The 26913-nt window shown below is 60.4% G+C and carries 29 protein-coding genes; 9 read left to right on the top strand and 20 right to left on the bottom strand.

Translation table 11 applies throughout. From position 1 onward, the window contains the following. Positions 1–20 precede the first annotated feature (20 nt). Complete coding sequence (locus IE087_RS14350; RefSeq protein ID WP_189370059.1) at positions 21–1139, top strand: THUMP domain-containing class I SAM-dependent RNA methyltransferase; 1119 nt, start codon at positions 21–23, stop codon at positions 1137–1139. Between the two features lie 84 nt (positions 1140–1223). Here IE087_RS14350 and IE087_RS14345 read toward each other — a convergent pair whose 3' ends face one another. The 12 genes from IE087_RS14345 to IE087_RS14290 form a co-directional block, all read right to left on the bottom strand. Beyond that, positions 1224–1871: a DUF1523 family protein gene (locus tag IE087_RS14345; RefSeq protein ID WP_189370058.1), complete on the bottom strand. Its 648-nt coding sequence runs from the start codon at positions 1869–1871 to the stop codon at positions 1224–1226. Between the two features lie 10 nt (positions 1872–1881). Then, on the bottom strand, positions 1882–2145 hold the full coding sequence (locus tag IE087_RS14340) for a hypothetical protein (RefSeq protein ID WP_189370057.1): 264 nt from the start codon (positions 2143–2145) through the stop codon (positions 1882–1884). 4 nt (positions 2146–2149) lie between these two features. Beyond that, positions 2150–3481 carry a DUF6638 family protein gene (locus tag IE087_RS14335; protein WP_189370056.1) on the bottom strand — a complete coding sequence of 444 codons (1332 nt, stop codon included), beginning with the start codon at positions 3479–3481 and terminating at the stop codon, positions 2150–2152. Next, complete coding sequence (locus IE087_RS14330; protein ID WP_189370055.1) at positions 3478–3774, bottom strand: hypothetical protein; 297 nt, start codon at positions 3772–3774, stop codon at positions 3478–3480. The genes IE087_RS14335 and IE087_RS14330 overlap by 4 nt, the downstream gene beginning before the upstream one ends. Then, the gene (locus IE087_RS14325) at positions 3771–4061 is read right to left on the bottom strand and encodes a hypothetical protein (protein ID WP_189370054.1); all 291 of its coding nucleotides are present in this window, start codon (positions 4059–4061) and stop codon (positions 3771–3773) included. Before IE087_RS14325 ends, IE087_RS14330 begins: the two co-directional genes overlap by 4 nt. Before the next feature lie 213 nt (positions 4062–4274). Beyond that, the gene (locus IE087_RS14320; protein WP_189370053.1) at positions 4275–4475 is read right to left on the bottom strand and encodes a hypothetical protein; all 201 of its coding nucleotides are present in this window, start codon (positions 4473–4475) and stop codon (positions 4275–4277) included. 113 nt (positions 4476–4588) lie between these two features. Continuing rightward, on the bottom strand, positions 4589–6523 hold the full coding sequence (locus IE087_RS14315) for an AAA family ATPase (protein WP_189370435.1): 1935 nt from the start codon (positions 6521–6523) through the stop codon (positions 4589–4591). Positions 6524–6593: 70 nt separating this feature from the next. Then, positions 6594–7709, bottom strand: a complete 1116-nt coding sequence (locus IE087_RS14310; RefSeq protein WP_189370052.1) for a hypothetical protein — start codon at positions 7707–7709, stop codon at positions 6594–6596. Further along, positions 7703–7906: a hypothetical protein gene (locus IE087_RS14305; protein WP_189370051.1), complete on the bottom strand. Its 204-nt coding sequence runs from the start codon at positions 7904–7906 to the stop codon at positions 7703–7705. The genes IE087_RS14310 and IE087_RS14305 overlap by 7 nt, the downstream gene beginning before the upstream one ends. A 396-nt stretch (positions 7907–8302) precedes the next feature. Next, entirely contained in the window at positions 8303–9379 is a 1077-nt protein-coding gene (locus IE087_RS14300) for a coiled-coil domain-containing protein (protein WP_189370050.1), read from the bottom strand. A 202-nt stretch (positions 9380–9581) separates the two neighbouring features. Next, the gene (locus IE087_RS14295) at positions 9582–10790 is read right to left on the bottom strand and encodes an aminopeptidase P family protein (RefSeq protein ID WP_189370049.1); all 1209 of its coding nucleotides are present in this window, start codon (positions 10788–10790) and stop codon (positions 9582–9584) included. A 101-nt stretch (positions 10791–10891) separates the two neighbouring features. After that, complete coding sequence (locus IE087_RS14290) at positions 10892–11683, bottom strand: hormone-sensitive lipase (protein ID WP_189370048.1); 792 nt, start codon at positions 11681–11683, stop codon at positions 10892–10894. A 78-nt stretch (positions 11684–11761) separates the two neighbouring features. On the opposite strand from IE087_RS14290, the gene IE087_RS14285 reads away from it, so the two are divergent. From IE087_RS14285 to IE087_RS14275, 3 genes are all read left to right on the top strand, one after another. After that, a complete protein-coding gene (locus IE087_RS14285) occupies positions 11762–13237 on the top strand; it encodes an NAD-dependent succinate-semialdehyde dehydrogenase (protein WP_189370434.1) in 1476 nt (491 codons plus the stop codon). Between the two features lie 109 nt (positions 13238–13346). Continuing rightward, positions 13347–14012, top strand: coding sequence for a L,D-transpeptidase (locus IE087_RS14280; RefSeq protein ID WP_189370047.1), 666 nt, complete (start codon positions 13347–13349; stop codon positions 14010–14012). A 139-nt stretch (positions 14013–14151) separates the two neighbouring features. Further along, complete coding sequence (locus tag IE087_RS14275; protein ID WP_189370046.1) at positions 14152–14661, top strand: GNAT family N-acetyltransferase; 510 nt, start codon at positions 14152–14154, stop codon at positions 14659–14661. A 112-nt stretch (positions 14662–14773) separates the two neighbouring features. Here the strand turns inward: IE087_RS14275 and IE087_RS14270 are convergent, their stop codons facing one another. Continuing rightward, positions 14774–15067: a hypothetical protein gene (locus IE087_RS14270; RefSeq protein WP_189370045.1), complete on the bottom strand. Its 294-nt coding sequence runs from the start codon at positions 15065–15067 to the stop codon at positions 14774–14776. Positions 15068–15231: 164 nt separating this feature from the next. Between IE087_RS14270 and IE087_RS14265 the strand changes: the two genes are divergently transcribed. The 4 genes from IE087_RS14265 to IE087_RS14250 all read left to right on the top strand — a co-directional run bounded on the left by IE087_RS14265 (position 15232) and on the right by IE087_RS14250 (position 20667). Then, a complete protein-coding gene (locus IE087_RS14265; RefSeq protein ID WP_189370044.1) occupies positions 15232–16065 on the top strand; it encodes a CE1 family esterase in 834 nt (277 codons plus the stop codon). An 18-nt stretch (positions 16066–16083) separates the two neighbouring features. Further along, the gene (locus tag IE087_RS14260; RefSeq protein ID WP_189370043.1) at positions 16084–17052 is read left to right on the top strand and encodes a threonine dehydratase; all 969 of its coding nucleotides are present in this window, start codon (positions 16084–16086) and stop codon (positions 17050–17052) included. Positions 17053–17137: 85 nt separating this feature from the next. Beyond that, a complete protein-coding gene (locus tag IE087_RS14255; protein WP_189370042.1) occupies positions 17138–19309 on the top strand; it encodes an esterase-like activity of phytase family protein in 2172 nt (723 codons plus the stop codon). A gap of 98 nt (positions 19310–19407) precedes the next feature. Next, complete coding sequence (locus IE087_RS14250) at positions 19408–20667, top strand: Hsp70 family protein (RefSeq protein WP_189370041.1); 1260 nt, start codon at positions 19408–19410, stop codon at positions 20665–20667. Between the two features lie 3 nt (positions 20668–20670). Here the strand turns inward: IE087_RS14250 and IE087_RS14245 are convergent, their stop codons facing one another. Further along, entirely contained in the window at positions 20671–21165 is a 495-nt protein-coding gene (locus IE087_RS14245) for a ClbS/DfsB family four-helix bundle protein (RefSeq protein WP_189370040.1), read from the bottom strand. Positions 21166–21323: 158 nt separating this feature from the next. Between IE087_RS14245 and IE087_RS14240 the strand changes: the two genes are divergently transcribed. Next, positions 21324–21767 (top strand): GFA family protein, encoded by a 444-nt coding sequence (locus tag IE087_RS14240; protein WP_189370039.1) that lies wholly within the window; start codon positions 21324–21326, stop codon positions 21765–21767. 75 nt (positions 21768–21842) lie between these two features. On the opposite strand, the gene IE087_RS14235 is transcribed toward IE087_RS14240, so the two are convergent. From IE087_RS14235 to glcE, 6 genes are all read right to left on the bottom strand, one after another. Continuing rightward, positions 21843–22310, bottom strand: coding sequence for an Hsp20 family protein (locus IE087_RS14235; protein WP_189370038.1), 468 nt, complete (start codon positions 22308–22310; stop codon positions 21843–21845). 131 nt (positions 22311–22441) lie between these two features. Beyond that, on the bottom strand, positions 22442–23245 hold the full coding sequence (locus IE087_RS14230; protein WP_189370037.1) for a trypsin-like serine peptidase: 804 nt from the start codon (positions 23243–23245) through the stop codon (positions 22442–22444). Further along, positions 23242–24024 carry a trypsin-like serine peptidase gene (locus tag IE087_RS14225; protein ID WP_229801393.1) on the bottom strand — a complete coding sequence of 261 codons (783 nt, stop codon included), beginning with the start codon at positions 24022–24024 and terminating at the stop codon, positions 23242–23244. Before IE087_RS14225 ends, IE087_RS14230 begins: the two co-directional genes overlap by 4 nt. An 89-nt stretch (positions 24025–24113) precedes the next feature. Then, a complete protein-coding gene (gene glcF / locus IE087_RS14220; RefSeq protein ID WP_189370035.1) occupies positions 24114–25427 on the bottom strand; it encodes a glycolate oxidase subunit GlcF in 1314 nt (437 codons plus the stop codon). A gap of 1 nt (position 25428) precedes the next feature. Beyond that, a complete protein-coding gene (locus tag IE087_RS14215; protein WP_229801392.1) occupies positions 25429–25782 on the bottom strand; it encodes a hypothetical protein in 354 nt (117 codons plus the stop codon). Then, positions 25782–26897 (bottom strand): glycolate oxidase subunit GlcE, encoded by a 1116-nt coding sequence (glcE, locus tag IE087_RS14210; RefSeq protein WP_189370033.1) that lies wholly within the window; start codon positions 26895–26897, stop codon positions 25782–25784. The genes IE087_RS14215 and glcE overlap by 1 nt, the downstream gene beginning before the upstream one ends. Positions 26898–26913: the final 16 nt, after the last annotated feature.

The raw sequence follows: 26913 nt of genomic DNA, 5'->3' as shown, positions 1-26913 counted from the left end.
GGTTGCCTATAGACGCTGTCATGTCCACCGAAATCACAGCCCCGATCTTTACCATCACCTTGCCGGGGATGGAGGATACGCTCGCCGACGAGGCCCGCGCGTTTGGCTTTGATGTGCAGGGGGTGACCCCGGGGGGCGTTTTTATCGGTGGTGGGTGGTCAGAGGTCTGGCGCGCCAATCTTGAATTGCGCGGGGCCACGCGGGTGTTGTGGCGCATGGGGTCTTTCATGGCGTTCCATCTGGCCCAATTGGACAAGCGTGCCCGCAAGTTCCCCTGGGGTGAGGTTTTGCGCGCCGATGTTCCCGTGCGGGTCGAGGTTGCGACATCGCGCAAGTCCAAGATTTATCATGCGGGTGCTGCGACCAAGCGGGTCGAGACGGCGTTGGTTGAAAGCGCGGGCATGACTGTGGCCAGTGAGGCGCCGGTCACGCTGAAGATCCGCATCGATGACAACCGGGTTACGATCAGCGTGGATACGTCAGGCGAGCCCCTGCACAAGCGCGGCCACAAGGAGGCGGTCGGCAAGGCCCCCATGCGCGAGACCCTCGCGGCGCTGTTCCTGCGCCAATGCGGCTATGACGGGACACAACCCGTGTTTGATCCGATGTGCGGGTCGGGCACCTTTGTGATCGAGGCCGCCGAGATGGCCGCGGGTCTGCAGGCCGGACGGGCACGCGGTTTCGCCTTTGAGCATCTGACCGGGTTTGACGCGGCTGCGGTTGACGCGCTGCGCACATTTGAGCGGCGGGGCGCACCACAAGTGCGCCTTACCGGGTCGGACCGGGATCAGGGTGTGATTGCTATGGCCCGCGCCAATGCCGAACGGGCAGGCGTCGCTGATCTTGTATCCTTTGAGACCGGAAATGCAGGTGACATTGCCCCGCCGGACGGCCCACCGGGATTGGTGATCGTGAACCCACCCTATGGCGCCCGGATCGGCAACAAGAAGGCCCTCTACCCGGTCTATGGCCGGTTGGGTCAGGTGCTGGCCGAGCGGTTTTCAGATTGGCAGGTCGGTATTGTCACCAGCGAAGCATCGCTGGCGAAGGCGACCGGGCTGTCGTTTGAGCCGGAGGGACCGAGTATTGCCCATGGTGGGTTGCGGGTGAAGCTCTGGCGCACCGGGCCGCTGCCGTAAGGCGCAGGTATCCTGCGCCGGGTGGGGCGGATCGAGATCCGCCTTACGAATAGATGCGCCTGTAAGGCGGAGGTGTCCTCCGCCCTATTTCGACTTCCAGGTGTCCAGCCAGCGGCGGATGCGCCCGTGCCGTTCCGACACAGCATCGCCTGCGGCTTCCCAACTGTCCTGTATTTCTTCCAACCTTGGGTCGATCCGTGCCCGGCGGAACCGACGCCAGCGCACCCATATCGCGTAGAAAATCGCCGCAATGATCGTAAGGACGATGATGTTAACCCACGGGATGCCCTTGGACGCGTCCGGTCCTTCGACCTGACGCAGCGAGATCGCGTTGGGGAAGATTGTTAGAAACTCGTTCCGCCAGCCGTAATGGGTCAGCACGTACCATTCCGGCGCGTCGCGGGTTGATACGGAATCCGCCGCCTCAGTGTACAGGTTCGACGTGTCGAACTTGAAGTACGGTGGCCAGCTCCAGCCCGTATCTTCGTTCCGGTAGACCATGGGCCGCCCATTGGCACGCACCGTCTGGATGAACTGCACATCGCGGTTGATCAGCCCATCGGATTGCGTGTCAGGACGCGACCAGAACATGCGCGTCCAGTCCCCGAGCTCTTGCCGTTCTTCATAGGTGTTCACGATCCGCACGATGTCGCGCTGGGGCAGCGTGTAGTGCAGCACCGCACCCACCAAGACCCAGAACGCAATCAGTAATGTCCAGCCGATGTAACGCATAACGTCCCCTTCAGGCGAAATTCACAAGATAGATGATCAACCCCACAAGGAAGATCGGCACGATATAGACGCCGAGGATCAGCTTTCGCCGGAGCGACCCGTTATAGTCAGCAAGTCCGTCTTGCACATATGCCTCGCGGGGACCGGGCTTGTCACCCGCGTCCCATTCCGCCTCAAGCCTGTCACGCGCCCGTGCCCGAGAATAGAGCGACAGGCAGACATAGATCACCGTCAGCACGACAAACGCGATCAGGAACAGTCGGGCCAGTACCATTGTCTTACCTCCTCACCGCGCCCCAGGGACCAACCCGCTCAATCAGATCGCGGGGCTGTGGGGCCGGCTCCATAGGCGCGTCATGGCCAAAAAGGGCCTGACGCGCGCCAACCTTGTCGGCCTTGTACTCGGCCTCGAGATATTGCGCGACATATTCCTTTTTCGCCTCCGGCCATGTGGCATAGGTGGCATAGAATGCCTGCTTGTGACAGATAAAGAGCTGGCGCACGTCGCGCGGGCACAGTTCGGCCAGCAGCATATTGACCAAATCCGCGTCGGGCGTATCCGCCGCCCGTAGCGTGTAGAAATAGGCCGGGTGTTGTGAACTGATCCGGGGCCACTTACCGCCGTTTTCCGCCCAGTTGACCAAATCGGCCAGTCCGCGAAACTCGTCGGACAACAGGTGCGCATGGTCGCGGGCCAGCCTGCGCATGTCCCGCCGCGTCGTTCCGGCAAGGTCCACGCCAGCCTCGGTCACAGCAGAGACGAGGATGAAATCCATCTTTTGCCGCAGGATCGCGGCCCCGTTGATGCCCCGCACTTTGACCACCGGTTCGACCAGATCGTTGTATTCGAGGAACTTGGCGATGCGGTTTCGCTCGGTCAGGTCGAACGTGTACTTGGTTGGCACGTCTTCGGGCTTTTGGGTCGCTGCGATGGTCGCTGGGTGATCAAGCGTCTGGAAGATGTAGAGCCCGCCGAAATGGGATGTCCAGAAGTTGCCCTTATCCATCTTCAGCGGTTTCAGTTTGACCGGGTTGCGGGTGACATCTCCGGTCTGACCCGCAAGCTGGATCATCTCGCCGATCAGCACGTCATCAAACCATGCGTCATCCTCGGACAGGAACCTGTCAACCTTGCCCGCCAGCCTGTCGGCATTGCGCACTGTGCCGCGCGTGGTATCCGCCTCGACCGTGATAGCACGCAGATCGAAGAGCCGTGCGGGATGGCTGATGTCATAGACGGTGTTGACCAGTTCACCCGCCACCGCGTCGCGAGCGGTGAGGGCAAAAAGCGCCGCCTCGTTTTCCGCGATGAACCGTTTGAGGATGCCGTGTGAGGTGGAAAATTTCGCGTCGAGCAACGGGCATTTACGCTGCTCGGTGCTCAGCAGGATGAACTGCCGGTTGACCCCGTTGTGGTTGAGGTAAAGCGGATCGTTCAGCTCGTTCCCGACCTCGGGCGAGTAGCCGGAGATGTCGATGTAGAAATCGGTGAGGGCGGTGCGCTTGCCTGTGAGGTGTTCGAGCGCGCGGTTGTAGCGTTCGACCAACGCAGGTGAGGCCACGTGGAAGAGATTGCCGAACATCAGGCCGCGTTGGATCAGGCGGATCATGGGCGGGTCCCCCTGAGTTGCGCCAGCCGGATCATCAGCACGCCTACGCTAGGCATGGAAAGTGACAGGAGGGCGTTGCCAAAGCCTGCGTCCCCGCTGGGGCCGAGGATAGGGAGCGGAAGGCCGATGGCTTGGATGAGGAGAACCATCACCGCAGCGATCCCGATGATGGCGCTGGTGCAGACCATGCCGAACAGGAACTCCGGCAATGGCAGCGCACGCTTGATGTAGGGCGGCAAAAGCCATGCTGCGACCACGATCAGACCCATGGCGATGATACCGGTCAGGATCATGTGCGCCTCCCCAAGCGGAAGATCAGCGGGGTAGCGAGGGCCAGCAGCGGCAGGGCGAAGCTGCGAAAGGTGATCTGGAGGTTGTAGCCGATATAGGCGGCCCAGGAGTTATTGAAGAGCAGCATGGTTTCAGAGAGCGGCGTGCCTTCGAAGCCCATGGCGGTGTAGATGGCGGCTTGGGTGAGGAACAGGAGCGCTGCGGCGGCGAGTAAACCGAAGACGCCCCAGCGGAGGGGGAGGACAGTGCCGAGGACGAGGGCGGCTGCCGTGATGATCCAGAGTATCAAATGTTGTCCTCCGAAATTGGTGCATCATTCGGACTGTAGGTGCCCGGCATCGCCGGGCCGCGCCCGACCTCCCCCCCGGGAGGGCGCATCGTTGATGTTGCGCGCCGAGCGGTCGAACTGCGAAGTGCATATGCTTCGCAATGCACCAATGCAATTTGCGCCCACCCGAGGTCGGGCACAGCCCGGCTTGTGTTGCTCCTCAAATCCATAGCTCTACGCGTCCGTCCCGGACTTAAACCCCAAGAGGGCTGCAGGAACCACAAGAAAGGCCATGAGCCCGGCTTGCAATGCGGCATGCGACACGTGGTCCCGAAACGTTGGTGGGTCACCGATGAAGAACCCAACGGGATTGAACACAAAGAATGACAGAACAAATCCAACCCCGATCAGAACAACAGCAACCGCAGCAAGCATCCTAGCAAAACCAAAGCGAGACCCCCTCTTGGCAATAGAAGTGGCATGGTTCCCAAGAAGAACCGCCAATGGGATCGACAAAATGATCGGCACTACCAGGACAATCAACCCAATCAAGGCTTTGTCCCCAAATACCGCTTCTTCGCCTCTTCCTGCCGCCTGAAGTCCCGCACCATCGCCTCGATCGCCACTTCATCCGACTTGTCCGCATAGCGGAACTCGCTGTCGGCGTAGCGGTTGATCTCCTGCACCACCATGTCGACCGTGATCGGCACGCGCAGGTCTTCGATCATCGCCTTCTTTTCGTCGTAGGCTTTGAACAGGAACAGCTCGGGGTTCTCCATCCATTCATCGGGCAGTTCGAAGTCCATGGCGCGGACCTTGACCGCATCCGTGATGTTCTTGATCGCGCGGCCGGTGAACCGTTCGTCGGCCTGCTGGATCGCCTTCAGGTAGGTGCCCAGCTTGGCAATCGTGTTCAGTTCGCCCACGTCCGAATGCACGCGGTCGAAGACATCCATCAGCCCCGCCTCGTGCGGACGGTTGTGGCTATCGAAGGACGCCGCCACCGCCTTCTTGATCTCTTGCGCCGAGAACAATTCGTGCGCGCCCATGGGGATGTCGTGGTTCTTGCCCATCAGGAGCGCAAGGATATCGATGTAATCCTCCCGCGTCTGCGGCCCGTCCACGAGGAACCGCGCCCCGGCGCGTTGGCGCAGGGCATCGTCCACATTCTCGGGGTAGTTCGAGAACATGCCGAACGTGCAGTTGCCCCGCACGACGGTGTTGGCACCGGCAAAGCTCTCCATCAGCACGGCGGTGATTTCGAGTTGCCCGGCGGAGGACTGGCGATCGCCGCGCTTGCCTGCAAGCTGGTCGATATCGTCGATGGTGCCGAAGCCGATCACGCCGGGATCGAGCACATTGTTGATGAACGCCTTGGCATTCTGACCGGACTTGCCCTGGTAGCTGTCGATGTTGTCGGTGGATAGGTTCTGGTAGCGGAAGGCATGGCCCGCGACGCTGCAATAGCCATTGATCAGACCAGCCATCATCTGAATCAGGGTCGTCTTCCCCGTCCCCGGCTTGCCGTCGCCCATGAAGGTGAAGATGAAGCCGCCCAGTTCGGCAAAGGGGTTGAGCCGCCGGTCGAAATCATAGGCCATGAGCATCTTGGCGAGCTTCATGGCCTGGTACTTGGCGATATGGTTGCCCACGACCTCGTGCGGTTTCTTGAAGGTCATGGTGAGGGTCTGGCTTTTGGCCTTGGTCGCCGGGGTGAAGCCCTGAACGGTGAAATCATCCGCCTCCACACGCCAGCTTGCGCCGGTGAAGGGGGCAAGGCGCGGGGCGTTCTGGGCGCGCAAGCTGACCTTCTCCATAAGCGCCTCGGCAAAGGCTGTGATGGTGGCGACAAGATGGGCGTCGTCGGGGGCATGGGTGGCGATGTCCTGGTCGAGTTCCCAGAGGCAGCCATGTAGGGCGGTCTGGCCGTTGTCGGTCAGGATTTCCTCGACCTCGCCCACCTCTGCCGTGACTTCCGTTTGGTGGGCCGAGAGCAGGTAGGCGGTGGCGTTGCCGAAGACATAGAGCGTGATGAGCGCCTCAGCGGCCAGCAGTTCAGCAAACTCGGTCTTGCGAGCGGCGGGCAAGGCCCCTTCGAGGTTGGCGCGTTTCAGATCGGCGAGGCCGGAGACAGAGGCGTAGTTCTCGGCCACCGCCAACGCGATGGAGATGGCGCGGCGCAGGGCGTTGAGCGTGGTGGCCTGCACCGGCGACATGAGCGCGTCGTCGTCATCGGCCCCTTCGATGGTCGCCAACAGCTGTACGACCCCGGTGGGCACGGTGCGGCGGGTCACAAGGCCGGGTGTGGTTGTACGGAAACGGCGGCGGGTGCCCACACCGCTGGACCGTTCCTGTTGCGGCACTTCCTTGCCCTTGCCGATGCGCGGCGCATGGTCAAAGCCCTGCAACATGGACAGCGCCATGGGGTAGTGCGCCGTAATCTCGGCCTCGCGCAGTTCCATCTGATCCGATGTTTGGCTCATCTCACCGTCCAATACTTCTCTGTTCCAAAAAATCCCCCCCGGAGGGTCGATCTGCCATCTGCCCCACCCGTCAGTACCGAAGCACCCGCCCCGAAGGGCTGACCACGAATTTGCGGACCGAGCCGAAGCCGGGTGGGTTCATCTCTTCGAGCGCCTGGAAGGCGCGTTGGGGTAGGACAATGCTGCGCTCCATTCTTGTTGCCCCGAGGTCGGCACCGCGGCCGGAGAAGGGGTCGAGGGCGAAGACCTCGCGCTCAACGGAGGAGAACCAGCCCAACCGTTCCTCGATCACCCGTTCGGAGTGCAGGTCTTCCTCGGTCCAGACCAGCGCCCAATCCTGCCCTTCGGGCGCGCGGGCGGCTTTGAGGACGTCGAGGATGGGGCCCGATTGCGCGGTGAAGGCCGAAGAGTACATGGGCCCCGCATAGAAACGGCGCAGACGTTTGGGGTGCAGGTCGTCGAAATCCTCGTCAAAGCCCTTGGCGATGGTCACCAGCTTCAGCTTACCCAGCGACTGCGCCATCAGGTGCGCCTGCGCTTCGGGCCAGCGGCGGGGGTCCTTGGGCAGGGCTGTGCGGCCCGTGTCCTCGACCTCCATCATGTAAATGACGGGCAGGTTCAGTTCCGTGTCATAGACTGCCCAGTGGATGCGGAAGCTGCGGCGGTCGTCGCTCAGATTGCCGGTCCAGACGATTTGCGGATCGTTGCGTGGCCAGAAGAGTTGGCCTTTGATCAGATCCTCGTAATAGAGCCGCTGGGACAGGGCGAATTGAAGTTTCGTGGGCACTTGGCGGTCACCGATGATGACCTCGACCATCTGCTTTTTGAGCTCGTCCGCCGGTTCGATACGGTCGAGATGGCGGTCGGCCTGCAACGCGTCGGAGGCCATGGTGAGCAGCTCTTCGGCCGCCGGGAACCCGCTGTAGCGCTTGTCGATGGCGAGCGAGCCAAAGAAGCGCCCGGTGTCGCGGCCCACCAGCAGGTATTTTTGGGAAAGCGCGCGGAAGGTGAAGGTGAGTTCCGCGATATAGCGGGTAAGGATCTTGACCTCGTCCCGGTTCAGATCGCCCTCCGCCTCCATCACGCCTGCGACGCGGGCGAGGTGGCTGGTGATCGTCTCGAACTTCTTGAAGTAGCGGCGCGAGGCGAAGAGGTCAGTGAGGCCAGAGGTTTCGGCTTTCACCATCCCTGTGCTCCGGGGCCGGAGCCGTCACTCATTTTTTGGCGACCAGTTTTGTCCGCAGGCGCGTCGCCTCCCAGAAAAACCAGCGCCAATAAAACCAAAGCAATGCTAGGCAGCCATGCCAACCAAGGCGCCTGCAGAGCAAATGCAATGATCAGGGCAGCGACAGCCAACACGAGAAAGACAATCTTCTTTTTCACGTGCAGCCACCTTTAAAATCTCGTGCAGACGGCAGTCCTCGGCCGCGGGTGGGGGTGTAGCCCCCGCCCGGGGGGGCGGTCGGGGGCTGCCCGGCGGTGCCGCCGGACGAAACATCTAACAAACAAACCTTGTTCATTGGCGCCATGCCATCAGCGGATAGACCGCATAGCTGACTAACCCCTTGCGCCGTTGTGATGCAGGCGTAAAATTGTTCAGCGCACGAACTGACACCACAAATAGGCAAAGCATACAGACAAACAGCCATGGGCTAGCGGTCCCAATGCTCAGACCTAGACCAAGGTAGAACAGTCCGGACAGTGCTGCCCAAAGAACTTCACCATTACGATCAATCCAATGGACGCTTTTCTTGACTTTAGGAACAGGCACTGGCCGCCTCACCCACCATACGCATTGCTGTCGTGCTTCTCGACGATCTGCGCGAAACGCCGCGCGAAGCGCTCATCCGCCTTGGCCTTCTGCTCCAGCACGTCGCGGGCAAAGACCATCTGGTCTTCGTGTGCTTCCAGCATGTCGGCCATGCGGGCATTCGTTGCTGCACCGATCCCGGCCATGGCGGTTTGCGCCTCTTGGTCCGTCTTCACACCAATTTCGTTGATGCGGTGGGCGACGTCCTGTTGTTGGGCTGTCTTCAAAGACTTGGTCAGCGCGTCATAAAGGACCACGCGCTGCTTGGTGTCTGTTTGCAGCTTGTTGATCAGCACCATCTGGGTCGCGGCCTGGTTTTGCAGCGAGTCCACCCAGGTCTTGCCCTTTTCGATATAGCGCTCGAGCGTCTGGGACTGCGCAACCTTGACCTGCTCTTCCTGCACCATCTCGTTGTATTTGGAGTTCATGTCGGCCAGTTCCGTCTCAAGCGCCGTGCGCTTGGCGGCGTCGGTCTCGGATGCGATCTTGTTTTCCAGCGTGATGATCTGCGGGTCCATCGCCTGGATATCAGCCTGCAAGGCGGATAACTCCTGCACTGTGAATTCGCGCTCGTCCAGCGTTTCGGTCAGGTTGGCTTCGACCTTGGTTTTCTGCTCTTCCAGCATGGTCAGCTGACCCTGCAGCAACTGCACGATCACGTCGGATTTCGAGATCAGGTCTTGCAGCTTATCGTCGATCGAGGCGGACCGCACGCGTTCCTGACGCATCGATTCCGACTTGGCCTTGGCAAAGATGCCGACAAAACTCTCCCAGCCTGTCTTGGACCGCATCTCGTCAAAATCTTTGGAGAATGCTGCGGTCACATCATCTAGACCCATAATGAGTTCCGCGATGTTGGCGTTCATCACGTCCGTATGGGCATGCACGTCTTCCAGCGTCGCATTCTCGATATCCATCGAAATGTCATCGCCCGATTTCATCTTGGCGCGCGCCATCTCGATCCGGCTGGTCAGCTCAGCGATCTTTTCTTGTGCTTCTGCCACCTGAGATTGAGATTCTTCAACCTGGCTCGCGAAATCCGCCATGAAATGTCCTTTCCACTCAATGCGTTGTGCCAGATATAGGCAATGTAACACGCATTTACATCAGTCTACGTCGATAATCGATGGAATAGTTGCAAAAACACAGCGTTATGGAAAGGCGTGGGTTTTGACGCAAACTAAAAGCGGGGGCTTCGGCCCCCGTGAGTGGTGAAAATCAAGGGCAGAACTGGTTTTGTGGGGCGAGTTAACCCACCACGTTGTTGTCCGGTCCGTAGGGGAAGCCAGTGATGTTCTCATTGCCGTCTTCGGTGATTACGAGGATGTCGTGTTCGCGGTAGCCACCGGCACCCGGCTGACCCTCAGGAACGGTCAGCATCGGTTCCATCGAGATGACCATGCCGGGTTCGAGCACCGTGTCGATGTCTTCGCGCAGTTCCAGCCCCGCTTCGCGGCCATAGTAGTGCGAGAGAACACCAAAGGAGTGACCGTAGCCGAAGCTGCGATATTGCAGCAGGCCATGTTCGCGGAAATAGGCGTTCACGCCTTCGGTCACCTCGGCACATGTGACTCCGGGTTTCAGCAGCGACATGCCCAACTCGTGTGCCGCGACGTTATGGTTCCAGATCTTTAGGCTCGCGTCATCCACCGTCTCGACAAAAAGCGTACGCTCCAGCGCGGTGTAGTAGCCCGAGATCATGGGGAAGGTGTTCAGCGACAGGATATCACCCCGTTCAAGCATACGGCCCGTGACCGGATTGTGCGCACCGTCTGTGTTGATGCCTGATTGGAACCACACCCAAGTGTCACGATATTCGGCATTGGGAAAGCGCTTTGCGATCTCTATCTCCATCGCGTCGCGGCCCGCCATGGCCACATCAATCTCGCGCACACCCGCTTTGATCGCGTCACGGATTGCGTAGCCGCCCACATCGGCCACCTGCGCGCCATGGCGGATCAGGGCGATCTCGGCCTCAGACTTGTGCATGCGTTGAGTCATCGTGGTTTCGTAAAGATCAACGGTGGCGACGGGTTTGAGGAAATCCTCCATCTTGGCCTGCTGCAGCAGGGTCAGGTGGTCGGATTCGACCCCGATCACGGCCCCTTCGCCCGTCACCTCGCGCACGGCGCGCCAGAAATTGTCGCGCTGCCAGTCCGTATAGGTGATGTTGTCGCCGTGGCTGCGCCGCCAGGGTTGGCCCGCATCGATGCCGGCGCTGATGGTCACACAGGCGTCTTCAGTCACGACACAAGCATAGGGGCGGCCAAAGGCGCAGTACAGAAAGCCCGAGTAGTAAGCGACATTGTGCATCGACGTGAAGACAGCGGCGCTGGCGCCTTGCGCGTCCATTCGTTCGCGCAACTCGCTGAGGCGCGCTTCATATTCGGCAGCGTCGAACGGCAATGCGTCCTTGGCGCCATTGTGAAAACGGTAGAAATCGGGGCGAGCGGTCATCCTTGACCCTCCTTTTCAGAAAGGTCCCGGCGTTCAGGACATGGAATACGGCTGAAAATGCTGGCGACGCCATCGCCTGCGACCAAGTTATTTCTTGCGCGTCATGGTGCCATCGTCAAGCGCTGGATCATGTCGCCCTCCGGGTCTGCCAGCGCGTCGATGACGTTGAAGTGATGTTCGCCCTTGGTGACGACGTGGTCGGCGCCCCAAGCCTTGGCCAGCCAACGGGCCTGATCAAGAAACACCGGTCGTTCCTCGGCCCCGACCCACACCGTGACTGGCGTATCGGGTTTCGGTTGCCGCATCGGGCTTTCGGCCCGTGCCATTGCAACATCCATCCCAAATTCGACATTCATGGCTGTTTGCAAAAGTGGTTCGAGGTCCGACACCGGAGAGATAGGCATGACGTGGGTTAGCCGCGATAGGACAGATGTGGGTAGCATGCCCGGCGCCAGCATCCGAGCGACAAGATGCCCGCCCGCCGAGTGACCAGCCAGGCTGATTGGCCCCATGCTGCCCTCGGCCACGGCCATCACGGCCTGCGCGATTTGCTGCGTGATCCCGGCGATCCGCACGGTCGGACACAGATCGTAGGAGGGCATTGCCACACACCATCCGCGCTCCAATGCGCCTACGGCCAGATGTGACCAGTAGGACCGGTCGAACTTCAACCAGTAACCGCCATGCACAAAGATCAGGGTGCCCTGTGCCTCGCCCTCGGGCATGAAGTGATCAAGAGCCATCCGGTCGGACGGACCGTAGCTGAGGTTCAGATGCGCTCGTGCACCAAGCCCATCCCGAAACGCTTGCGCCGCCTCGGCCCAGCGTGGCGGATAGTCTGCGGCGCCTTGGATATAGGCCCCGTTGGCATAGGCATCGTCCATGTCTGGCATCATGACCCTCCTGACTTTGGAACTGGACAAGCCTACCCCGTGTTGTTTGACATGCAACAGACCCGAAAAGGACGCACCATGCTAGACCAGACCACCGATCTCAAATCCATGCTGAAGGATCCCTCGCTGCTGGAAACCCGCGCCTATGTGAACGGCGCGTGGATCAGCGGGGATGAAGGCACATTCGATGTGACCAACCCCGCCCGAGGAGATGTCGTGGCCACGGTGACCGACCTGAGCCGCGCGCAAGTGGCAGAGGCCATCGCGGGCGCTGAGGCGGCGCAAAAGGACTGGGCCACCTGGACCGGCAAGGAACGCGCCACCGTGCTGCGCCGTTGGTTCGAGTTGATGATGGAACACCAGGACGACCTGGGCACCATCCTGACCGCCGAGCAGGGCAAACCGCTGGCCGAGGCGAAGGGCGAGATTACCTATGGCGCATCGTTCGTCGAGTTCTTTGCAGAAGAGGCCAAGCGCATCTATGGAGAGACGATCCCGGGCCACCAGCGCGACAAGCGTATAACTGTATTGAAACAGCCCATTGGGGTGGCGGCGTCCATCACGCCGTGGAACTTTCCGAACGCGATGATCACCCGCAAGGCGGCGCCTGCGCTGGCAGCGGGCTGCGCTTTTGTCGCCCGCCCGGCTGAACTGACCCCCTTGTCTGCCATTGCGATGGGTGTGCTGGCCGAGCGCGCCGGTATCCCGGCGGGTGTGTTTCAGGTGGTGACAACCTCGAACGCATCCGAGACCGGCAAAGAGTTCTGCGAGAACCCTGCCGTGCGCAAACTGACCTTCACAGGCTCGACCCAGGTTGGGCGCATCCTGCTGCGTCAGGCCGCCGATCAGGTGATGAAATGTTCGATGGAGCTGGGCGGCAATGCCCCCTTTATCGTGTTTGACGACGCCGATCTGGATGCCGCCGTCGAAGGTGCGATGATTTGCAAGTTCCGCAATGCGGGCCAGACCTGTGTCTGTGCCAACCGGATTTACGTACAGGCTGGTGTCTACGACGCCTTTGCCGCGAAGCTGAAAGAAGCTGTTGAGGCGCTAAAGGTTGGGGACGGGCTTGAGGATGGTGTCACGACCGGCCCGCTGATCACGGACAAAGCCGTTGAGAAGGTGCAGGATCATCTGGCCGATGTGATCGACAATGGCGGCACGATCCTGACCGGGGGCAAGACCCACCCGCTAGGCGGTACGTTCCTGGAACCCACCGTCGTAACTGGCGTGACCCAGGACATGAAAGTGGCGCATGAAGAGACTTTTGGCCCCCTCGCCCCGCTGTTCAAGTTCGAGGACGTGGACGATGTGATTGCTATGGCCAACGACACGATCTTTGGTCTTGCCGCCTATTTCTACGCCAACGATCTGAGCCGGGTTCACAAGGTCGCCGAGGCGCTGGAATATGGGATGGTCGGGGTCAACACCGGCATCATCTCGACCGAGGTGGCCCCGTTCGGTGGCGTCAAGCAATCCGGTCTGGGCCGCGAAGGGTCGCATCACGGGATCGAGGAATTCCTGGAGATGAAATACATCTGCATGAGTGTCTGATGGACATGCTGGAGCCGGTCACAACGGCGTGACCGGTTCGGGCGCCATTTGCCCATCCTGCAGCGGTTGGCATATGATAGAGGCAATTCAGTGTGAGGAAGTTTTATCCATGTTGACCAGACGCCATTTTGTGATGACCACCGCCGCTCTTTTTTCGGCACCCATTGCCGGGCCTGCATTGGCACGCCCCATTTCCGATCAATCAAAATGGTCCGCGTGGGACTCGCAAGTCACGCCCGCCAATTTCGACCTTACCACATCGAACCCCTGGGGTGTGCACCGCCGGTTTCTGCCGCAGCGCGTGCAGGCCAATGACGGGTTGAAGCCGGGTGACATCCATGTGGATGCGGTAGCGCGATATCTGTATCATATTCAGGAAGACGGCACCGCGATGCGCTATGGCGCAGCCATTGCGCGGGGCAACCTGTATGAACCGGGCACCTACACGATCAAACGTAAGGCCAAGTGGCCGACATGGACGCCGACCAAGGCGATGATCGAACGCGACCCACAACTGTTCGAAAGACATGCAGACGGAATGAATGGTGGCCCAAGAAACCCGCTTGGGTCGCGCGCCTTGTACCTGTTCGTTGGCAACCGCGACACGTATCTGCGCATTCATGGCACACCCTACCCCCGCTCGATCGGCGGACGGGCGAGCTCGGGCTGCGTGCGTATGATCATGGCGCATATCAACCAGCTTTATCCCAATGTTACGCCAGGCTCGACCGCCTTCCTGTATCCGACGGAAGATGGTGTAACAGCAGCGAGCTAGGCAACGCGCAAGAGTTCGTCAAAAGTGCGGGGCGCGGTCATATCTTGGCCGCTCCCTTTCCCTATGGCTGGGCTGTTTTGCCTGCCTCAAACGTCCGCAAGCGCGTTGACCTTCAACACAAAACCCGCATCCATGCGCCATGACATTGCGCCCCGCCAAACCCACTGATGCGTCCAGCATCGCCGCCATTTCCATTGAAGTCTGGATTGGTACGTATCTGAAGAATGGTGTGAACGCCTTTTTCGCAGATTATGCCTTGGAGGAGTTCACGGTCGAAAAGACCGCAAAGCTGATTTCGGACCCCAGCCACGTCCTCCTTGTGTCGGAAAACGAAGACGGTATTGACGGGTTCATACGTGTGTCATTTGCCAACCCGGCGCCCGTGCCGGGCTGTTCAGACATCGAGATTTCGACATTTTATGTTCAGCCCCGGCATCACGGGAAAGGGATAGGCAAACGTCTGTTGGGTGCAGCGCTGCAGCATTGTCGCGGCGCTGGAGCCGATTCTGTCTGGCTTGCTACGAATGCAGAGAATGACCCTGCGATCGGCTTCTACCTGGCGCAGGGCTTTGCTCATGTCGGGGAAACGCATTTCCGCATCGATGAGCAGGCGTACCTGAACAATGTGTATTCACTGCGGCTGGAGTGATATGTGCGCTGATCCCGCGTGATGCCGGGTCCAACGATGAAACGAGCAGAAGCCCAGCCCAACGGGAATTGGCCCGGGAACTCGTCCGGTGCCTTGCGTCGCCTGGGGGTGATCACGTGGTTGCCGGTGCAGCCTCTTCCTGCACTTGCGTGCAGATAGGGCGCCCTTGGCGGGTGCGCAGCGGCAGGAAGGTCGTTTCGACCGGGCCGACATGGCGGTAGACGAGGCACCCATCCACCGGATCGACCTTGACCGCGTTCAGATCCTGTTTTGGATCAGCGATTTCGACAATGCGTTCAGGCAGGGGCGAGATGAAGGGCCCTCCAGCGCCGCCTGATTGCGTGGTCTCGTCACAGGCGGCCAGCATCACCATTGCCGCTGCAAGCATCACTCCGGTCCGTGTCATTTCTATCCCCCATGATATTGGTCGCTGGTCTCAGCCAAGCGTCTGCCTCTTTTATCGTGGCATGTGTCGGCACCTGCAACGGGCTGGACATCTGACGCTGACGTGAGTTGCGCGCCCGCAACGATTGCTGTGAGTTGATGGGACACAACACCCGGAGCACAGTCATGTCCCGCCTCCTGATCGCCATGCTTTCCTTTGTCCTGTTCCCTATCTCTGCAGCCGCGGCTTGCGGAGGGCGTGATGACCCCTGCGCCCTGCCAAACGGCAATTATCATATGGCCGTGCCGGAGGTGACGCAGCCACGCGGCATCGTCATGCATCTGCATGGCGGCGGTGGGCGTGGGCGCGGATTGCTCAATTCCGACCTGGCGCGCGAGGCTTTGGCGCGTGGTTATGTCTTTGTGGCACCCGATGGCGATCAGCCGACCCGTCGGTTCAAGCGGGACTGGTCGGTGCGGGGCAAGAATCTGGACTATGACCGGCAGGATTTCGGATTCCTGCCCGACGTAATGGCCGACGTCCGTGCGCGGACGGGGCTGGACGGTGGAACCGTGCTGCTTGCCGGTTTTTCACGTGGCGGGTCGTTTGTCTGGGATATGGCCTGCCAGATGCCTGACTTTGCCGATGCCTATGCCCCGCTGGCGGGCACCTTCTGGGATGATCTGCCGACAGGATGCGCGGCCCCGGTGCGCCTGTTTCACAGCCATGGCTGGAATGACCGGACCGTCCCGCTGGAGGGGCGTTCCTTTGGCGGCGGCGCGGTGGTGCAGGGCGATGTCTGGGCGTCGCTGAAAATTCTGCGCGAAACCAATGGCTGCGACGCTCGCCAGCCAGAACGCAACAGTTTTGAAGACGATCTGTGGTTCCGCCACTGGTCCGATTGCGCCGCGGGCGACATCCGCCTGATGCTGCACAAGGGCGGGCACGGCGCGCCACAAGGCTGGGCCACCCGCGTCATGGACTGGTTCGAAGGCAAGGGGCTGGACGCCGAGGGATGATCGGGGTCAGATGCGCCCATGCTGACCCGTTCTGATCTTGAGACCGCCGCCGATTTCGTTCACGCCCGCATGGCCGCGACGCCGCAGCACCATTGGCCGTTGCTGAGTGCTGCCACGGGGGCCGACGTGTGGGTGAAGCACGAAAACCATACACCCACTGGCGCCTTCAAGGTGCGCGGTGCGCTGACCTTCATGGATTGGTTAACCCGGACACACCCCGAAGTGCCGGGCATTTGCACCGCGACGCGCGGCAATCACGGACAAGGGCAGGCATGGGCCGCGAAGGGCGCGGGGCTGACGGCAAAGGTCTATGTCCCGCGGGGCAATTCGGTTGAAAAGAACGCGGCGATGCGCGCCTTTGGGGCCGAACTGATCGAGTTCGGCGATGACTTCGACACCGCGCGCGAGGAAGCCTACCGCGTGGCCGAAGAAGAGGGGCTGTTCATAGTCCCACCCTATCACCCCGAGCTGGTGCGTGGGGTCGCGACCTATGCTTATGAATTGTTCAGTGCGCAACCTGATTTGGACACCGTCTATGTCCCCATCGGCTGTGGGTCCGGCATTTGTGGGACCATCATGGCGCGTGATGCTTTGGGGCTGAAAACCAAGGTGGTCGGCGTCGTATCGGATCAGGCGCAGACCGCGAAGCTGTCGGTCGAGGCGGGGCGGTTGGTCGAGACAAACTCAGCCAACACCTTTGCCGATGGTATGGCCGTGCGGGTGCCAGTGCCGGAGGCGTTTGACGTCTATTCCAAAGGCGCTGAGCGTATCATTGCCGTGAGTGACGACGAGGTGGCGGAGGCCATTCGTCTGTATTTCACCGCCACCCATAACGTAGCCGAGGGTGCCGGCGCGGCACCCCTGGCCGGGCTGATGCAGGAACGCGCGCAGATGGCGGGCAAGCGCGTGGGTGTCATCCTGTGCGGCGGCAATATCGATACCGGCTGGTTCCGCACCGTGCTGGATGGCCATACTCCGCCGGTCTGATTTTACAAAACTGACACGCCACTGTTACGTCGGCGTCAAGCAAACGCGCCACGTCGTGCGGGATTTGATCCTGATGGAGTGTCTGATGACCAAACCCTTAACATGCATGACTTCGGCACTGGCCCTGATTGCAGGTGCCGCTGTTGCCGACGGCCATGCGACCAAGAATTTCAACCGTATCGCTTCCTTCCCCGTCGTGACCAACATGGCCGAGGGCGAGGACACATCCCGCGAGACCTCGCCCGAGATCATCGACGTGACCGCCGATGGTATGACGCTGGTTTACACCGACAGCCCGCTTGAAGCCCTGGGACTGGTGGACATCACCGATCCGGCGTCCCCTGCCCCGCTGGGCAACATCGCCTTGGATGGTGAACCAACAAGTGTTGCCATCATCGGATCGACAGCCTTTGTGGGCATCAACACGTCCGAGAGTTTCACCAACCCGTCGGGCAAGATGCTGGCAATCGATGTCGCCGCCAGGTCTGTCATCACATCCTGCGATCTGGCGGGACAGCCGGACAGTGTGGCCAAGGCCCCCGATGGCTCCTTTGTCTCTGTCGCCATCGAAAACGAGCGCGACGAAGACCTGAATGACGGCGTGATCCCGCAACTGCCCGCCGGGTCGTTGCAGATGATCGACATTGTGGATGGCACGCTGGACTGTGACAGCATCATCACCGCTGACCTGACCGGGCTGGCGGACGTGGCCCCGACGGACCCCGAGCCGGAATATGTGTCCATCAACGCCCTGGGTGAAACCGTGGTGACGCTGCAGGAGAACAACCACATGGTTGTGGTGGCCCGCGACGGGTCCATTGTAAGCCATTTCTCGGCCGGGGCCGTGGACCTTGAGGGCATTGATGCCACCGATGAACGTGGCGCGCTGATCTTTACCGAAAGCCAGATGGGCCGCCTGCGCGAACCCGATGCTGTGACGTGGATCGATGACGAGCATTTCGCGACCGCCAATGAAGGTGATTACCAGGGCGGTTCGCGGGGCTGGACGATCTTCCGCAAGGACGGTCGCGTCGTCTACGAAAGCGGTGTCAGCTTTGAGCACGCGTTGGTCCAGATCGGCCACTACCCGGACAAGCGGTCGGACAGCAAAGGGATTGAGCCCGAAAGCGTGACCTTCGCCGCATTTGACGGCACGCCGTTTGTGTTTGTCGGATCCGAACGCGGCTCTGTTGTCGGCGTCTATGACGTGACCGAACTTGAGGCACCTGTCCTGAAACAGTTGCTGCCCTCGGGTGTTGGGCCAGAAGGGTATGTGACCGTCCCCGAGCGTAACCTGCTGGTGTCCGCCAACGAAAAGGACCTGATCGAAGATGGCGGCGCCCGCGCGCATGTCATGCTGTACGAATTTGCCGAAGGTCCCGCGGTTTATCCGCATCTGACATCCGAAGGGATGGAGGAGTTGACCGGCTGGGGTGCCCTGTCCGGCATGGTCGCGGATGAGGCGGGCATGATCTATGCCGTGTCCGACAGCTTCTACGGCTTCCAGCCGCGCATCTTCAAGATCGACCCATCCCAGACCCCTGCCCGGATCATCGAGGCGATTGATGTCACCCGCGCAGGCCACCCGGCACAGAAGTTAGACATGGAAGGCATCACGCTGGATGGTGACGCGTTCTGGATCGCGTCCGAGGGGCGCACGGATCGGGTCATTCCGCATGCGATCTACAAGGTCGAGGCTGACGGCAATATCGACGAGGAAATCGGCCTGCCGCCTGAGTTGATGGCGGTCGAAAAACGCTTTGGCTTTGAGGGGATCACCAAGGTCGGTGACACCCTATGGATGGCCGTGCAGCGCGAGTGGAAGGATGACCCTGCGAACCACGTGAAGCTGGTGGCCTATAACATCGAGACCGAGGAATGGGGCGCGGTGCATTATCCTAAAGCCGACCCCGCCAAGGGTTGGGTGGGCCTGTCCGAGATCGTGGCCCATGGCGACTATGTCTATATCGTCGAGCGCGACAATCAGCACGGGATGGACGCCGTGACCAAGAAGGTCTACCGCGTGCCGCTGGCCGAGATGCAGCCAGCGCCCTTGGGCAGTGATCTGCCCGTGGTCAGCAAGGAAGAGGTGCGCGATCTGATCCCTGACCTCACTTCGACCGGTGGCTATGTGCTGGACAAGGTCGAGGGGCTGGCGATCACCCCTGACGGTACGGCGTGGATTTCGACCGACAATGACGGGGTCGATGATCATTCGGGCGAGACGATGTTCTTTTCCATCGGGTCGGTGAACTGATCCAAAGCACATGACAGAAAAGGGCGTCGGGCATCCGCTTGACGCCCTTTTTCTTTGCGCATACACCCCGCGCCTTTCCGCATGGTCAGGGGGACGGTATGGCACACACGCTGGGCATTGATTTCGGCACCTCCAATTCGGCGGCGGGCTATGTGCGGGACGGCAAGCCGCATCTTGTGACCATGGCGCCGGGGCAGACGACACTGCCGACCACCGTCTTCTTTGACTATGACGCGCGAAATATGCTGATGGGTCATCCGGCGAATGACGCTTTGCTCGACGGGATCGAGGGGCGGTTCATGCGAGCGCTGAAGCGGGTGTTGGGCACCTCGATCATGCATGAAAAGCGCCAGCTTCTGAACGAGCGGATGACCTTTGTCGACATCATCGCACGCTTTCTGGCCGAAGTGAAAAAACGGGCAGAGGCAGAGGCCGGACACGTCTTTGACCACGCCCTATCCGGTCGCCCCGTTGTGTTTCATGGCGCGGGCGATCCACGTGAGGCGCAGGCCGAAGCGGATTTGCGCGCCTGCTATCTGGCGGCGGGGTTCAAGGACGTGTCGTTCTTGCCCGAGCCGGAGGCGGCGGCGATTGCCTCGGGAGCGCTGGACCATCCCGGGGCGACAGGTTTGATCGTGGATATTGGCGGCGGAACCTCAGACTTTTCGATTTTTCGCACGGGTAATGATGGTGTCACGATCCTCGCCAACCACGGGGTGCGGATTGGCGGCACTGATTTTGACCGGTCCATCAGTATCGACCGTGTCATGCCGCTGTTTGGTGCGGGTACCCTGATCCGCAATGCCATGGGGCCGGGGACATTGCCCGCGCCCAAGGGCATCTTCAACGATTTGGCGACATGGGAGAAAATTCCGTTCCTCTACACTGCCAAAACACGCCGCATGGTCAGCGACATGGTGCAGTTGGCAGAAGAGCGTGACAAGATGGGGCGGTTAGGCACCGTGCTGGAGCACGAGCTGGGCCACGATGTCGCCTTTGCCGTGGAACAGGGTAAGATCGACGCCAATTCAGGGCGCTATGATGCCGTGATTGCGTTGGATCAGGTGACATCCGGTCTGACTGCTGCGCTGCCTGTTGCCTCATTGCGCTGCATTCTTGATCCCCATGCCGCAGCCTTGCGCCTTGGCGTTGCCGAGACGTTAAACATGGCGAGGACAGAGGCGGGTCAAATTGATCAGGTGATCTATGTCGGCGGGTCCAGCCTGATGTCGATGGTCACGGATACGATGCGCGAACGTTTTCCCGACGCGCGGCATTCGTTTTCCGAGGTGTTTACGGCCGTGGCCGATGGCTTGGCGCTCGCTGCGGACCGGCATGACGCGTCAGCGGTGGCATAAGGTTCAACCCTGTGCTCTGAGCGCGGCCCGGATGCACTTTGCCGCTGATCTGTAGTGGCTTGGCCCTGACGCTTCGGCCCATCGCCCAGCGCGCCAATCATTCCGCGCCCCCTTCATCGGGCCACCATACAATTCGTCATTCGAATGGTCGTTGATGAACGTTGTTAGCGCATCATGCTTCTCTTTCAGTCGGGCAACGGCTTGCGGCCAATCCAAATGCGCTTGCCGTTTCCTGAGGTCCGCGTTGTAGCGCTTGAGCTCATTCCATTTGTACCCCTCGGCCGGAAAGTGAACGGTCTTGCCCGCCTGCCCATCCCAATACCACCCAAGAAACAGGCCGATCCAATGGGCGCGGTGGGCGATGACGTCCTTGATCGAGGTGTCGTCCGCATCCTTTTGCAGCGCAACTGTCGGAGGTACGGTCGCGATCAGCTTGTCCAACTTCGAGAATTCCTTTGCCGTGATTTCGGCAAGTTCGGTTTTGGTGTGCGCAGGCATGTTCCCTTCCTTTCCCTGCCATCACATCAGACGTTGAAATATGGCGCTTTGCGATGGATCAGTTGCGCGCGTTTTCTTCGCCCTAAGAACACAGGTCAAACGTTGATCACCGTGCCGGGTGCCGTATCATGGTGTCTCGCATCACAGAGAGGCAGGCCATGGCAGACAGGATCACCGGAGGATGCCAATGCGGCGCTGTCCGCTTTGAGATTGACCGTTTGGGCACGGCCAGCATCTGCCATTGCCGGATGTGTCAGAAGGCCTTTGGCAATCTCTTTGCCACGCTTGTCCATGTGGAAGACATCACATGGACGCGCGGCGAACGGGCCATTTTCCATAGCTCGGACACGAACTGGCGTGGGTTCTGCAAAGACTGCGGCACACCGCTGACTTACGAATTCGACGGGCATGTCGAGATTGCGGTGGGTGCATTGGACAATCCGAACCTTGCTGCGCCGACGGTGCAAGTGAACGCGCAGTTCCAGCGCCGGTGTTTTTCGGAATTGGGCGCACTGCCTGTCAAACCGGCCGATCAGCAGGCGAAGGATGCTGAATGGAACGCGTCCGTCGTGTCGCATCAGCACCCAGATCACGACACCTGATCACATGAAAAACCCCGAGGCGCGCAAGCACCCCGGGGTCGTCCGACAGGGAAGAGAAGATCGGACGTTCAGGCCTTAGTTCACTGCCTTGGCGTCAACCACATCGGTTTCAATCGCCTTCTGGCTGGCAATCTCGATTCGGCGGGGTTTGAGGGCTTCGGGCACCTCTTTCACCAGGTCGATATGTAGCATCCCGTTTTCATGGGAAGCACCGGTCACGACCACGTGGTCGGCCAGATGGAAGCGGCGTTCGAACGCGCGGGTCGCGATGCCGCGGTGGAGGTAGGTCTTGTCCTGTTCATCCGCCTTGCGGGCCGAAACGATTAGGCTCTTTTCCTTGACCTCGACACCAAGATCGGCGTCGGAAAAGCCCGCAACGGCGATCGAGATGCGGTAGGCATCCTCATCGGTCTTTTCGATATTGTAGGGGGGGTAGCTGTTGTTGGCGTTGCTGTCCGTCGCCAGGACCCGGTCCATCAGGTCGGCGATTTGGTCAAAGCCAACGGTTGCACGGTAAAGCGGTGCAAAGTCGTATGTACGCATGTCATCCTCATTCAGAGCGATTAACTGCGGGCCTTCCATCCTTTGGACAGACCCGCAAGGTTGCTATGGTCGGACCCCGGCTGGGCATCCGACAAGATCAATGTGGTGAAGATTTTTGACCGTTCAAGCCCCTAGGGCCGAACGAACTTTGCACCCGTATTGCCTCGGTTACCGCCACCGACGGTGATGCGCCGCACTTTTGCAACCGGTTGAGCGACCTGCATCCGCATCTGGCGCTTCAGTTCTGTCACGCGGTCCGGAAGGGCCATGCCGATGGCACGTTTCTTGCCCTGCACTTGCACCATGCCGGAAATGACAGACATGATCTGTCCACGCCCGTTCAGGTGGGTGAAGACCGGCGCACCAGAGGATCCGAAGGTCACATCGCAATCGAACACCATCGCATCACCGGCCTGGTCCAGCATCTGGCATTCCTTTTGCCGGGACTGAGCGTTTTCGCGCCCGCGTCCATAGCTGACAACACTGACGGGGCCCGGTGCGATGCGCCCGTCGTGGACGTAGAACGGGGGCACTTCGAATGTTGAAATGGGTTCAGAAAGCTTGATCAGGCCAACGTCATAGCTGGCGTTCTGCGCCGTCAGCGCACCGACCGGTTCGAACCGTTCATGGGCCGCTGCGTCTGAGGCACGACGCGTGGCGACGGCCTGCCCGTCGCGAAACCCGGCACTGAAACGGATGCTGTCCGTCGGCCATAGCTTGTCCGTGCCCGGTTGATACAGGCAATGCGCTGCGGTCAGCACAAGGTCACGTGCAATCAGCGTACCAGAACAGAAGGCGTGTCCGCCGAAGTCGATGCGTCCCACGGCTTTCCAGCTTGCGGCGGCATAGTCGGTGTCAAGCGTGCGCAGCTGCGTGGTCTGCGCCACAGCCATTGGCGCCCACAACAGCGCCAATATCAGTGCCAACCCCCTCATGGCTTGACGAATTTCGCCCCGGTCTCGCGGCGCATTCCACCCAAGATACGTGGACTGACATCATCGCGTTGCGCCACCAACTCGGCTTGCAAGAGGGCCAAAGGCGTCCCAAGCGATGTGCCAAGCGATACCGCTTCACCCTCGACCTCTGCCTTGGCTGATACCACAGATACGATCTGCGCGCGGCCTTCATCAATGACAAAGATGGGCGCGCCAGAACTGCCGAAATCAACAGAGCAAGATGTCACTAGAAGCCCGTCCTGTTGCGCCAACACGCGGCACAGCTCTTGCAGCGATGGTGCTTCAGACCGCCCGGTGCCGTAGCTCACAACACCGACTTCAGCGCCGCGCCGGGGCTGGGCCGCCGTTTCAAACGGGATGATCTTGCCATCCCGAATGGGATGATCAAGCTCCAGCAGGGCCAAGTCATAGCGCACAGCTTGCGAGCTTACGTGCCCGACATATGTATAGTCGGGATGTACGACAGCCCGGCGCACATTGCGGTAGGCGGACGCACGCCCGTTGCGCCATCCAGCCAGAAATTCGACCCGCGTGTGATCAATGCGCTCACCCGTGGTCTTGTCAAAAAGGCAATGCCCTGCAGTCAACACCAGGTTCGGCGCGATCAGCGCACCTGTGCAAAAGCCGGTGCCGCCGACATTGAGGCGCCCGACCGCTTCCCAGCCAGCGGCATCCGCGCCCGACTCAAGTCGGCGCAGTTGCGCATCCTGTGCCAGAGCCGTCGATGCCAAAACCAAAGCCGCAAATGAAAGGGCCATCCATCGGCGCATACTCATAACTCTCCGATCCCATGGGGGTGGGTTCGGTCTAGGCGTGAATGGGGGCAAAATTAGGGCAAAGATGCAATTTAGCGCAAAATTGGAACATTGTTTGGATGCCGATCCAAAGCAGGGGGGCGTGGCCCTCCGGACGCCCAATCCAGCAACTCGACTGTATGCACAACGGGTACGCCGGCAGCCGACCCGATCTGCATCATGCAGCCAATGTTCCCCGCAGCGATGATATCGGGGTTCTTGGCCTCCAAGGTACGCACTTTGCGCTCTTTCAACTGCTTGGAAATCTCCGGCTGCATCAGATTGTATGTGCCTGCCGATCCGCAGCACAAATGGCTGTCTGCCGGTTCGACCACATTGTACCCGGCACGCTTCAACAGATCTTTCGGAAACGTCTTGATCTGCTGGCCGTGCTGTAAGGAACAGGCCGCGTGATAGGCAACCGTCATATCCTGCGCCTGCCCTACGGGCAGATCCAGCTTCATAAGCACCTCGCTCACGTCCATGGCGATGTCCGCAACCCGCGCCGCGTCCTTGGACAGTGGGTCATTGCGGAACATGTGCCCGTAATCCTTGACCGTAGTCCCACAGCCCGACGTGTTGATGACAATGGCATCAAGGCCTTTGCCGTCCATCTCGGTCACCCAGGCGCGGATGTTCTTGGCCGCCGTGGCATGGCTTTCGCCTGCCTTACCCATGTGGTGGGTCAGCGCACCGCAACATCCAGCCCCCTCGACCACAACAACCTCGCATCCCAAGCGGGTCAACAGGCGGATCGTGGCATCGTTGATATCGGTGTTCAGCGCCTTCTGCGCGCAGCCAGTCATCAGCGCGACGCGCATCTTTTTCTCAACCACCGGCGCAAAGCTTTGTGGATCGTCGTTTCGGCTGACGGGTGGAATGTAATCCGGGGCCATTTCCAGCATGGCGCGCAGGCGCGCGTCCGGCATCAGGCGCGCAAAAGGGCGGCCAATCTTGGCCCCCAGCAGCGCCACACGGAACCGCATCGGATACGGCAAGATACGCGCCAAAATCCAGCGCAGCGCCCGGTCGGTAAAGGGGCGTTTGTAGCGGTTCTCGATATACTCGCGTGCATGGTCAACCAAGTGCATGTAGTGCACACCCGAGGGGCAGGTTGTCATGCAGGCCAGACAGGACAGGCAGCGGTCAATATGCTTGACGACCTTCTCGTCCGGGTCCCGATCATTTTCGAGCATGTCTTTGATCAGGTAGATGCGTCCGCGCGGGCTGTCGAGCTCATCTCCAAGCACCTGGTAGGTGGGACACGTGGCCGTGCAAAAACCGCAATGCACACAATTGCGCAAGATCTCGTTCGACCGTTCGATTTGCGGATCGGTCAACTGTTCCGGGGTGAATGTTGTTTGCATGCTATCTCGCGATCATTTGTGCCGCGGCAAAGCCGAACCACGGGACGGTGGTGCCCATGGCACCTGCCACACGGACAAAGCGCCGCGCTCGAAGGGATGGAAGGACCTGGCGCACGGCACGCGCGGCCAGAACCATGACAAGCACCCAGGCCAGCCAGATGAACAACACGCTCAGAAAACTGCGGGTGACGTCGGTCGAAAAGGCAAGGCTGGCCTCGCTGTGCAACACGAAGCTCGCCAGAACGAGGACCGCCGCGACCAGCGCAAGCGGCCAGTGCCTGCCAACCACAGCGTCCAAAGCAAAGAACAGGGCCGGACCAATCACAAAAGCCATGATAAACAAAAGGATAAGCATCACGCAGCCATCAGCCCCGGATTGAGGATACCCCTAGGATCGAACCGCTGACGCAAGGAGGCAGACAGAGCGGCGACGCCGGGTGCCTCCGGCTGGAAGACCGGCACAACTGTGCGCACAGCTTCCGGGCCTTTGATCAGCGTCGCGTGACCACCCAATCCAGCCACAGTCGCCTGCACGTCTGCATGGGTTGCAGCAATGTCGCCATCGGACACTCCGGCCCAGATCAAACCACCGCCCCAATCCATCATGGCATCGCACCCGCTGGGCAGGGCGCCGATCACCGCCGGACCATCACTGGGTTTGACCGAGATGCGCCAGACCGCCTCTGCCCCGTACAGTGGAATAGCGTCGCGCACTGTGCGCCAGTCCGCGTCTGTCTCGTTGATATCACCGAAGGCGGACAAAAGGTTCTTCAACTCTCCAGCACGATACGCGACCGAGCTCTCGAAGCCTTCCAGACGTAACCAGACCTGACCATCGATCCACGCGGCACCCGACACCTCGAAGGGCGACGCAAGCGCGCGACTCATCGCATCCACCGCATGGGCCGGTTCCAAACCGTCAATCACAAGTGTTGTCACCGCTTCGACCCCTGGCAGCACTTTCAGGCTCACTTCGGTCAACACACCCAGCGTGCCCCACGATCCGCACATCAGTTTGACAAGGTCATAGCCGGTGACATTCTTCATCACGCGGCCACCGTTCTTGATGATCTGTCCAGCCCCGTCAACGAACCGTACCCCTAGCGCAAAATCGCGCGCCGCACCCGCCATGATACGACGCGGGCCGCTGGCGTTGGTGGCAACTACTCCGCCAATTGTTGATGCCCCCGACGTGCCCAGTAGCCCAGTCAGATCATAGGGTTCAAAGGCCAAGCGCTGGTTCTCAGCCGCAAGCGTCTTCTCTATCTCGGCCACTGGCGTTCCGGCCTGCGCCACAAGGGTCAACGCTCCCGGCTCATACAAGGTCACCCCGGACAAGCCAGACACATCCAGAACCTCACTGACAACAGGACGACCCACCGACCGCGTTCCACCACCACGCACAGCCAATGGCCCACTGGCCGCGGAAACGGCGGCGGCCACCTCATCTTCGGTCTTCATTTTGCTCATCTTCATCTTGCCCAAT

It is taken from the genome of Tateyamaria omphalii (assembly GCF_014651375.1).
GTDB lineage: Bacteria > Pseudomonadota > Alphaproteobacteria > Rhodobacterales > Rhodobacteraceae > Tateyamaria > Tateyamaria omphalii.
This window is presented reverse-complemented; position numbering and strand designations above follow the sequence as displayed.

Bases quoted from the DNA above. Each gene is read 5' to 3' on its own strand.
- IE087_RS14230 (WP_189370037.1), bottom strand. From the start codon at position 23,245: ATGAGGGGGTTGGCACTGATATTGGCGCTGTTGTGGGCGCCAATGGCT.
- IE087_RS14330 (WP_189370055.1), bottom strand. From the start codon at position 3,774: ATGATCCTGACCGGTATCATCGCCATGGGTCTGATCGTGGTCGCAGCA.
- IE087_RS14335 (WP_189370056.1), bottom strand. From the start codon at position 3,481: ATGATCCGCCTGATCCAACGCGGCCTGATGTTCGGCAATCTCTTCCAC.
- IE087_RS14245 (WP_189370040.1), bottom strand. From the start codon at position 21,165: ATGCCTGCGCACACCAAAACCGAACTTGCCGAAATCACGGCAAAGGAA.
- IE087_RS14215 (WP_229801392.1), bottom strand. From the start codon at position 25,782: ATGCTTATCCTTTTGTTTATCATGGCTTTTGTGATTGGTCCGGCCCTG.
- glcE (WP_189370033.1), bottom strand. From the start codon at position 26,897: ATGAGCAAAATGAAGACCGAAGATGAGGTGGCCGCCGCCGTTTCCGCG.
- IE087_RS14275 (WP_189370046.1), top strand. From the start codon at position 14,152: ATGACATTGCGCCCCGCCAAACCCACTGATGCGTCCAGCATCGCCGCC.
- IE087_RS14255 (WP_189370042.1), top strand. From the start codon at position 17,138: ATGACCAAACCCTTAACATGCATGACTTCGGCACTGGCCCTGATTGCA.
- IE087_RS14345 (WP_189370058.1), bottom strand. From the start codon at position 1,871: ATGCGTTACATCGGCTGGACATTACTGATTGCGTTCTGGGTCTTGGTG.
- IE087_RS14225 (WP_229801393.1), bottom strand. From the start codon at position 24,024: ATGGCCCTTTCATTTGCGGCTTTGGTTTTGGCATCGACGGCTCTGGCA.
- IE087_RS14250 (WP_189370041.1), top strand. From the start codon at position 19,408: ATGGCACACACGCTGGGCATTGATTTCGGCACCTCCAATTCGGCGGCG.
- glcF (WP_189370035.1), bottom strand. From the start codon at position 25,427: ATGCAAACAACATTCACCCCGGAACAGTTGACCGATCCGCAAATCGAA.
- IE087_RS14280 (WP_189370047.1), top strand. From the start codon at position 13,347: ATGTTGACCAGACGCCATTTTGTGATGACCACCGCCGCTCTTTTTTCG.
- IE087_RS14310 (WP_189370052.1), bottom strand. From the start codon at position 7,709: ATGGTGAAAGCCGAAACCTCTGGCCTCACTGACCTCTTCGCCTCGCGC.
- IE087_RS14265 (WP_189370044.1), top strand. From the start codon at position 15,232: ATGTCCCGCCTCCTGATCGCCATGCTTTCCTTTGTCCTGTTCCCTATC.
- IE087_RS14295 (WP_189370049.1), bottom strand. From the start codon at position 10,790: ATGACCGCTCGCCCCGATTTCTACCGTTTTCACAATGGCGCCAAGGAC.
- IE087_RS14260 (WP_189370043.1), top strand. From the start codon at position 16,084: ATGCTGACCCGTTCTGATCTTGAGACCGCCGCCGATTTCGTTCACGCC.
- IE087_RS14350 (WP_189370059.1), top strand. From the start codon at position 21: ATGTCCACCGAAATCACAGCCCCGATCTTTACCATCACCTTGCCGGGG.
- IE087_RS14235 (WP_189370038.1), bottom strand. From the start codon at position 22,310: ATGCGTACATACGACTTTGCACCGCTTTACCGTGCAACCGTTGGCTTT.
- IE087_RS14315 (WP_189370435.1), bottom strand. From the start codon at position 6,523: ATGAGCCAAACATCGGATCAGATGGAACTGCGCGAGGCCGAGATTACG.
- IE087_RS14270 (WP_189370045.1), bottom strand. From the start codon at position 15,067: ATGACACGGACCGGAGTGATGCTTGCAGCGGCAATGGTGATGCTGGCC.
- IE087_RS14240 (WP_189370039.1), top strand. From the start codon at position 21,324: ATGGCAGACAGGATCACCGGAGGATGCCAATGCGGCGCTGTCCGCTTT.
- IE087_RS14300 (WP_189370050.1), bottom strand. From the start codon at position 9,379: ATGGCGGATTTCGCGAGCCAGGTTGAAGAATCTCAATCTCAGGTGGCA.
- IE087_RS14340 (WP_189370057.1), bottom strand. From the start codon at position 2,145: ATGGTACTGGCCCGACTGTTCCTGATCGCGTTTGTCGTGCTGACGGTG.
- IE087_RS14285 (WP_189370434.1), top strand. From the start codon at position 11,762: ATGCTAGACCAGACCACCGATCTCAAATCCATGCTGAAGGATCCCTCG.
- IE087_RS14290 (WP_189370048.1), bottom strand. From the start codon at position 11,683: ATGCCAGACATGGACGATGCCTATGCCAACGGGGCCTATATCCAAGGC.
- IE087_RS14320 (WP_189370053.1), bottom strand. From the start codon at position 4,475: ATGCTTGCTGCGGTTGCTGTTGTTCTGATCGGGGTTGGATTTGTTCTG.